This is a genomic window from Motilimonas eburnea (assembly GCF_021295345.1).
Lineage (GTDB): Bacteria > Pseudomonadota > Gammaproteobacteria > Enterobacterales > CBDFNC01 > Motilimonas > Motilimonas eburnea.
In genome coordinates this window covers 1-7027 of sequence record NZ_JAIMJB010000039.1, presented here as the reverse complement: position 1 = coordinate 7027, position 7027 = coordinate 1, and the positions used below count along the sequence as shown (strand labels likewise).

Sequence of the window (7027 nt, the reverse complement as noted above, 5' to 3'; positions counted from 1 at the left end):
AACTTGTCAGTCATTTTAGCCGTAGCTTTGGCAGCGCTGCCGGCAGTTGGGAGCACCTCACAGCACATAGCATCCGAACAGGCCACTGCTGGACCCGCGGTCAAGCAGCATGTAACCGACTGAGTGGGGTTGGATAATTTTATTCCCGCAGGACAAACTAATGGCGTCATTTGCTTAATCGGCAGGCTTAGACACGACTAAAAATCACACCTCCAGTCAGCGCTAGGTATTATTGATAGCATTTACGCCAATCTTAATCCCAATATTGAACCAGTGGTGAATCTTGCCGGCAGATCTAGCACTTTTCGCTGACTTTTTGCGCCATCAAATCGCTGGTATTTAGATGGCTGTCCAGTACTGAGTTGTACTGAGTTGTCCAGTACTAAGCTTTTTAGATTGGTATTCAGATGGCTGTCCAGTACTGTCCTGTCCCTGTCCAGTACTGTCCCTGATAAGCTTGACTTAACTTTACACAGATTAGTGACTGAAGTGACTATGTTGTTTCAGAGTGCGCGTTTAGAGCCGGAATTAATAGCGGGTAATCACAATAATAAAGTGGGTAAGCTTTCATAGTTTTTGCACTATGATACGGCGATGATAGCTGATCGTAGCGGTTGAATATGGAGTATCCTCTAGACTGTAGGTTAAGGTGATAATGCTATGCTTAAACTCCCCTTCTTGTATGATCGAATATGCTTCAGTAACCTCTGAAATTGTTGATTCAGCGCTAATGAATCTCAGCTTTAATGAAGATGATAATTTTTTTTTCAACAATGTAATGTCAGTATTATCACTTGTGATACTGCATACCTGCTTGTGAATGCAGCTTAAAAGATACACTTGATTATCGTGTTTAACGATATACGACAACCCATTCTTCCTTTTAACTTTAGGGGCAACCTTGTTATCAGGTAATTTGTACCCACCCATCATTTCAGCCAGATCAGCTACACTGCGCAAATTGCTTTTGGGGAGCATGCAATAACCATACAAAGCCTCGTACATTGATTGAGCTGGCGATGAATTTTGAGCACTGGCATGAGTTAGAGCGTGAACGAGTATTGCCAGAAACGCATAAGAGCCAGGTTTCATTCTTTAATCCATAGGTTGTGATTTTGAAAATTGACTTATCAGATATTTAATAAAATTAGAAGATTATGCAACACTCATAACAATGTGCTTATCGATATAAAGTGCATTGTTGTTACTGTGATTGGATAAGGCTTCTATATCTGACTACAACTTATGATGTATGGCCGTTTCTGAATTTGCGGTTGGCGTGACCGCTTCAAGGGGATATTCCCTAGCCATATAGTTTCTTGAATGGCCGAATTGGCATCAGTAAATTCACCAAGCAACTGGCCCGTATAGCCATACACAAATGACCTTTGCTGTGGCCCTTGCTTTGAGACCCGTTGGCCAAGGCGTCGGAGCTATACTGGGTTGTGATATTCTGAGCGGTTACCTTCATAAAGCTATTTAGTCATTGCTTTCACAAAGTGTAATTGCCTCGTTGTATTTATGTTGCTTGTTATTAGCTTAAGTACTTAGAACACTGGTTCTTTTATATTTATTTGACTGCTATAGTATGCATTTTTGTTTGAGCAGGGAAGAGCTGATGATGAATAAAGCTACGGCGGCATTGCTTTTAATGGCTGGCGCAAGTTCGATTGCCAGTGCGGCAGTGGTTGATGCTAAAGTACATCAAGGGGTGGTGTATTTAACCGATGAAGCTAGTACTGAGATAAAACGTTACTCGCTGGCTGATGAGAAGTTTTTGGCTCCGATTGCATTGACCAATGTTCCTCTGGCGTTAGCTGTTGATGAAACGGGTATTTTTGTCAGCTATGGAAGTCAGATCATCAAGCTGCCATTGGATGGCAGTGGAGAAACACAGTTAAGTGTGACCACTAACTCCATCACCGATATTGAAATCCTAGATGATAAGCTAGTGTTAGGTGCCAGCAGTTATATCCAGACCATAGAAAAAAATAGTGGCCAGTTTATCGCTGATAAGTCCCTTTGGTATGCTTCAGCTGAGATGACCGTATCTCCCGCTCGCTCAGCCGTTTACTTTCATAGTGCTGGAATCAGCCCTGCCGACATTAATCGCTTAGACATATCATCAACTGGTACCCTAGGCTCTCAGCAAGATAGTCCTTACCATGGTGACTACAATCAAGGGCGAGATATTGCGGTTTTTCCTAGTGCTAGTCGCTTAGTGGATTACTCAGGTGTCATTTATAACGAAGATCTGACTTATTCTGCAAACCTAGGTACCGCCTTCCAAGATATTGATTTTTGGGGTGAGTTACCTATCGTGTTGAGGGGAAATCAGGTTCACGCTTACGACAAGGCATCACGTGAAACCGGAACCTATACGCTGAGTTTAGCTAACCCTGATCAGTTGTTTGTATATAACGATAAGGTTGTGGTTATTGCAGATGACTTAGCTAATGTTGAAGTGTTTGCCGTTAGTCAATTAAACCCTGCAGATCCAGAGGCTGAGATAGACCCAACGGGCTTAGCTTATACACCGGATGCGGTAGCGTTAGACAAAAGTGAAGATGTGGTTTACCTACTGAGTAAACAGCATTTAAATATTTTCCGTTGGTCCATTAGTCAACAGCAATATTTACCGTCGATTGGGCTAACCTCTGCGCCGAGTGCGATCAGTTATTCAGCGGCGCATAATCGAATTTATCTGGCTTATAGCAATAATCAAATCAGCTTTATCGACCTCGAAACCGATACCGAGTCCGTTTTTATTAATCTCCCTAGCTCTATTTCGACTATCAGCGCAACGGGTAATTACCTCATGACCCGAGACAGTTCTGGTGCTTGGGGAACCTTTAGTATTTTTAACAGTGCGGGTGAAAAAACACACTCGAATGATTGGGCTTATCCAACTACTTCTCTTGTTTGGGGGGAGCAAGCTAACCGCGTTTACTACATTAGTGGTTATTCGCCAGCCGATTTACATTGGCATTATTTAGATCCTGAAACGGGTACACTGGGCAGTGATAATGACAGTCCTTACCACAGCAGTCAGGGTTGGCAAGCCCCGATCCGAGTTTCTGAAAATGGGGCATTTGTCGCTTTAGGCTCGGGTCGTGTTGTTTTAGGTCGTTCAATGAGCGAAGTAACCAATTTATCGCTTTCTGACAATGCCGAGAACATTCAAGATTTAACTTGGTTACATGGCAACGTCTTTACCTTGCGCGGTACCAATAGTAATTCTTCTACCCAATTGCATCGCCGGCAAGGTGACTTTAGTCTTGACCCTTCTGCAACCTATGAAGTCCAAGGTTCGCCCATTGCTATTTTACCTTTAGCCACGAAAGGGCAAGTTCTGTTAGCTTATGCTCAGTCTGGCGTGCCTATATTTGAGCTTAAAAACTTCACCGTGAAAGACTTTGATGGCGATGGCTACAATGACAAAGACGATTTATTTCCTAGCGATCCTAATGAGTGGGCGGATTTTGATGGCGATGAGATAGGCGATACACTTGATACCGATGATGACAATGACGGTGTTGAAGATGGGGTTGATGCTTTCCCATTTGATGCATCAGAGTCTTTAGACACAGATGCAGATGGTATCGGTAATAATGCTGACACCGACGATGACAACGATGGTGTGGCTGATGAATCTGACGCATTTCCGCTTGATGCGTCAGAATCCTTAGATTCAGATGCCGATGGGATAGGAAATAATGCCGACACCGACGATGACAACGATGGTATAGCTGATGAATTTGATGCATTCCCCCTTGATTCATCAGAGTCCTTAGACACAGACTCAGATGGCATTGGTAATAATGCTGATACCGATGATGATAACGATGGTGTGACCGATGGCGCTGATGCGCTTCCTCTTGATGCTAGTGAATCAGTCGATACAGATTTAGACGGCATAGGTAATAACGCAGATAGCGACGATGATAATGATGGCGTTGCTGATAGTGCTGATGCGTTTCCGCTTAATGCTAGCGAATCAGTTGATACGGATTTAGATGGTATAGGCAATAACGCAGATAACGACGATGATAATGACGGTGTGCTTGATGTAAATGATGCCGCGCCATTAGATGCAAGCATAGGTGCCAATACCGGTGGTGATTCGGGAGATAGTGGCTCGGGGAGCGATACGACCGATGGCGATACCAATACGGGAGATTCGGGCACAGATAATGACACCGGTAGCAGCACAGATAACAACACCGATAATGGTAATACGGATGGACAAGGAGAGCAGTCTGGTGATGGGCAAACCGAAGAGCCTGCGCCAGTAACGCCGTTTAGTGGCGATTACACTACCTTGTACCCCACCACATCTGGCAACACTTGGCATTTTGATGCCTTTGCGAGCCAAGAGGTTAAGCTAGGTAGCGCTCAAACCATGCTGCAGCAAAAGGTATACCCCTTAGTATTCCCAAGCGGCTCTAAGCTTTACCTAAATGCCACCAGCGAAGATATCCAACTGTTAGGCCTGCATCTGGCGCAAGTGAGCACACCGTACGGGACATTTTCAGCCGATATTCGCTTAGATAAAGCGGTTTCTTTGGCTCGTTCTGTGTCATTGAACGGCCGTAGCAAAGTTAATATTCAACCGGATTATGGTAACCGAGATTTTGTTTGGAATGCATCGAGTACAACTCATGGTTTTGAGTCGGTGACGGTGGCCGCGGGTACTTATAATGCACTACGCTCCGAGTTTAACCTGTCAGGTTATGCAGACGTTGACGGCGCTAAAGTACAGTTTTCTTACCAAGCTCAATACTGGTTTGTAGAAAATGTTGGACTGGTTAAACTTGTTGAAAATGGGGTGACAACTCAGTTGACACGCGCTTCGATTCAAGTGGTTGATAAAACAGGTGAGACGGATACATCTAATGGTAGCAGCACTGATAACACCGCAACTGCGGAAAAATCAGGTGGCGGCGGTGGTGGTAGTTTAGGCTGGTTTAGCCTGCTTCTGCTATCCGGTCTAGCTTTGCTAAGAAAACGCAGTTAACTTTTATCTAAAAGTTATGCGTAGATATAAAAGCGGCCTAACAAGCCGCTTTTTTATTGATTTGAGCTTTACTGACTCGCCTTGGCATTGCGGATCAGTTGGATCAGCTCTTGGCGATAACCCCACTTATCCTCATGCCCTTGGGCCGCTTGTGCGGTGCCTTTTAGCGCATCATCTAAATTGTAATCATTGATATATTTGCTTTGGCGCAAGGATTGCGCAAAGCCTGCTACGTGCGCGGCCAGTTGCATATCTTGACTTGGGGCTTGATCCGATGCGTTGACCGCTAGGCTCAATAGTTGAGACTGGCTTGCATTAGGCTCTTTGTAGCGCACTTTAACATGGGCCCATTCGCCATTTTTTGCGGTATTAGTTTGACCTTGAGACGGTGCTTTGTCTTGGCTTTGATAGCGCAGTGGATCGTTAAAGCGAAAGCTGCCTGCAGTTGGGACGATTTCATATAGCGCGGTGACGCTGTGGCCTGAGCCCATGTCGCCAGCATCGACGCGATCATTGTTGAAATCTTCACGCGCTAGCACGCGATTGTCATACCCTATAAGGCGATATTCACTGACGTAGGCGGGGTTAAATTCAACCTGTAATTTAACATCTTTGGCCACGGTTTGCAGCGTAGCGGTGAGTTGGTCGGCAAAGATGCGTCTGGCCTCATTAAAACTGTCGATATAAAAGGCGTTGCCGTTACCGTGATTAGACAAGGTTTCCATCAGGTGATCGTTATAATTTCCGGTGCCAAACCCTAACACACTCAAAAATATGCCGTTGTCACGCTTTTGCTCAATCAGATCTTTAAGGGCGTCAATGCCGGTTGTACCCACGTTAAAGTCACCATCGGTGCCTATGATCACGCGATTAATGCTATTGGCTTTAGCGTGCTGGGCCGCCAATTGATAGGCCAGCTCAATTCCCGCGCTGCCATGGGTGCTGCCGCCGGCGTTAAGTTGGTTGATGGCGGCGTTGATGGCGGCCTTTTGATCGCCCGCGGTAGGCTCAAGTACCACGCCACTGTCACCGGCATAAACCACTATGCTAACGCGATCTTGCGCGCGCAGTTGCTCCACCAGCAAGTTAAAGCTGCGTTGCATCAAGGGCAGTTTATCGGGGTCGCTCATGGAGCCGGACACATCAAGCAGAAACACCAAATTTAACGGTGCAAGATCATCGAAGTTTGATTGATAGGATTGCAACGACACGCGCATTAATTTTGTATTGGCATTCCAAGGAGTGGGCATCCATTCGGTGTCGATAGCCAAAGGTTCGCTTAAGCTGTTAGGGCGTGGCCAGTCATAGTCAAAGTAGTTGATAAACTCTTCGATGCGAATGGCATCGCTGGGCGGCAATTGGCCATTAGTGAGAAAGCGGCGGGCGTTGGTGTAGCTGGCGGTGTCGACATCGGTAGAAAAGGTAGACACGGGCTCATCAATCACGCGCTTAACACTCTGCTCCTCTATTGAGGCGTAATTTTCTCTATTAGATTCAGCATACGTCATGGTATCTGGCGCAATTGGCATACTATGCTGGGTGGTCATTTTAGGTGCAAGGGCGATGGCAGGTTGGGCTGAGTCGGTTAACACCTGCAACTCTTCAAGTGGTGGCGCTTGATGATTTTCCTTGGTTTGCTGACTTTGGGGGCTGGCTTGGTCGCTTGGTTTTGACTGGTTATCATTGGCTGGCGTATGGCCGCCGCAGGCCCACATAGCCAAAGATAAAGCTGAGATGGTGAAAACTCGGTTGGTGGCAAGGTTCATAATACATTCCTACACGTTGCTATTAGGTGATGTAGGCGTAAACATCTCGGTAGGTAAAAAGGGCTAAATTAATCGCAGCATGTATTCTTCGTAAAATGCGCCAGAGATAAACATTGGTGTAGATACTCTGTCCAAGTTCAAGCATTTTTACTCTCAAAATTGAATAATTTTGCGGAGTCAAATGCTTGACCTTCTTTATAAACTGCCCACAATCCCGTTAAATACTTACGCATTACAGCAACAT

General features: G+C 45.5%; 3 protein-coding genes. 1 reads left to right on the top strand and 2 read right to left on the bottom strand.

The features are described 5' to 3' along the window. Positions 1-567: 567 nt before the first annotated feature. Positions 568-1092, bottom strand: a complete 525-nt coding sequence (locus K6Y21_RS20830; protein WP_233073870.1) for a hypothetical protein — start codon at positions 1090-1092, stop codon at positions 568-570. A 526-nt stretch (positions 1093-1618) separates the two neighbouring features. On the opposite strand from K6Y21_RS20830, the gene K6Y21_RS20825 reads away from it, so the two are divergent. Next, the gene (locus tag K6Y21_RS20825; protein ID WP_233073869.1) at positions 1619-5017 is read left to right on the top strand and encodes a thrombospondin type 3 repeat-containing protein; all 3399 of its coding nucleotides are present in this window, start codon (positions 1619-1621) and stop codon (positions 5015-5017) included. 68 nt (positions 5018-5085) lie between these two features. On the opposite strand, the gene K6Y21_RS20820 is transcribed toward K6Y21_RS20825, so the two are convergent. Next, positions 5086-6783, bottom strand: coding sequence for a vWA domain-containing protein (locus tag K6Y21_RS20820; protein ID WP_233073868.1), 1698 nt, complete (start codon positions 6781-6783; stop codon positions 5086-5088). Between the last annotated feature and the right edge of the window lie 244 nt (positions 6784-7027).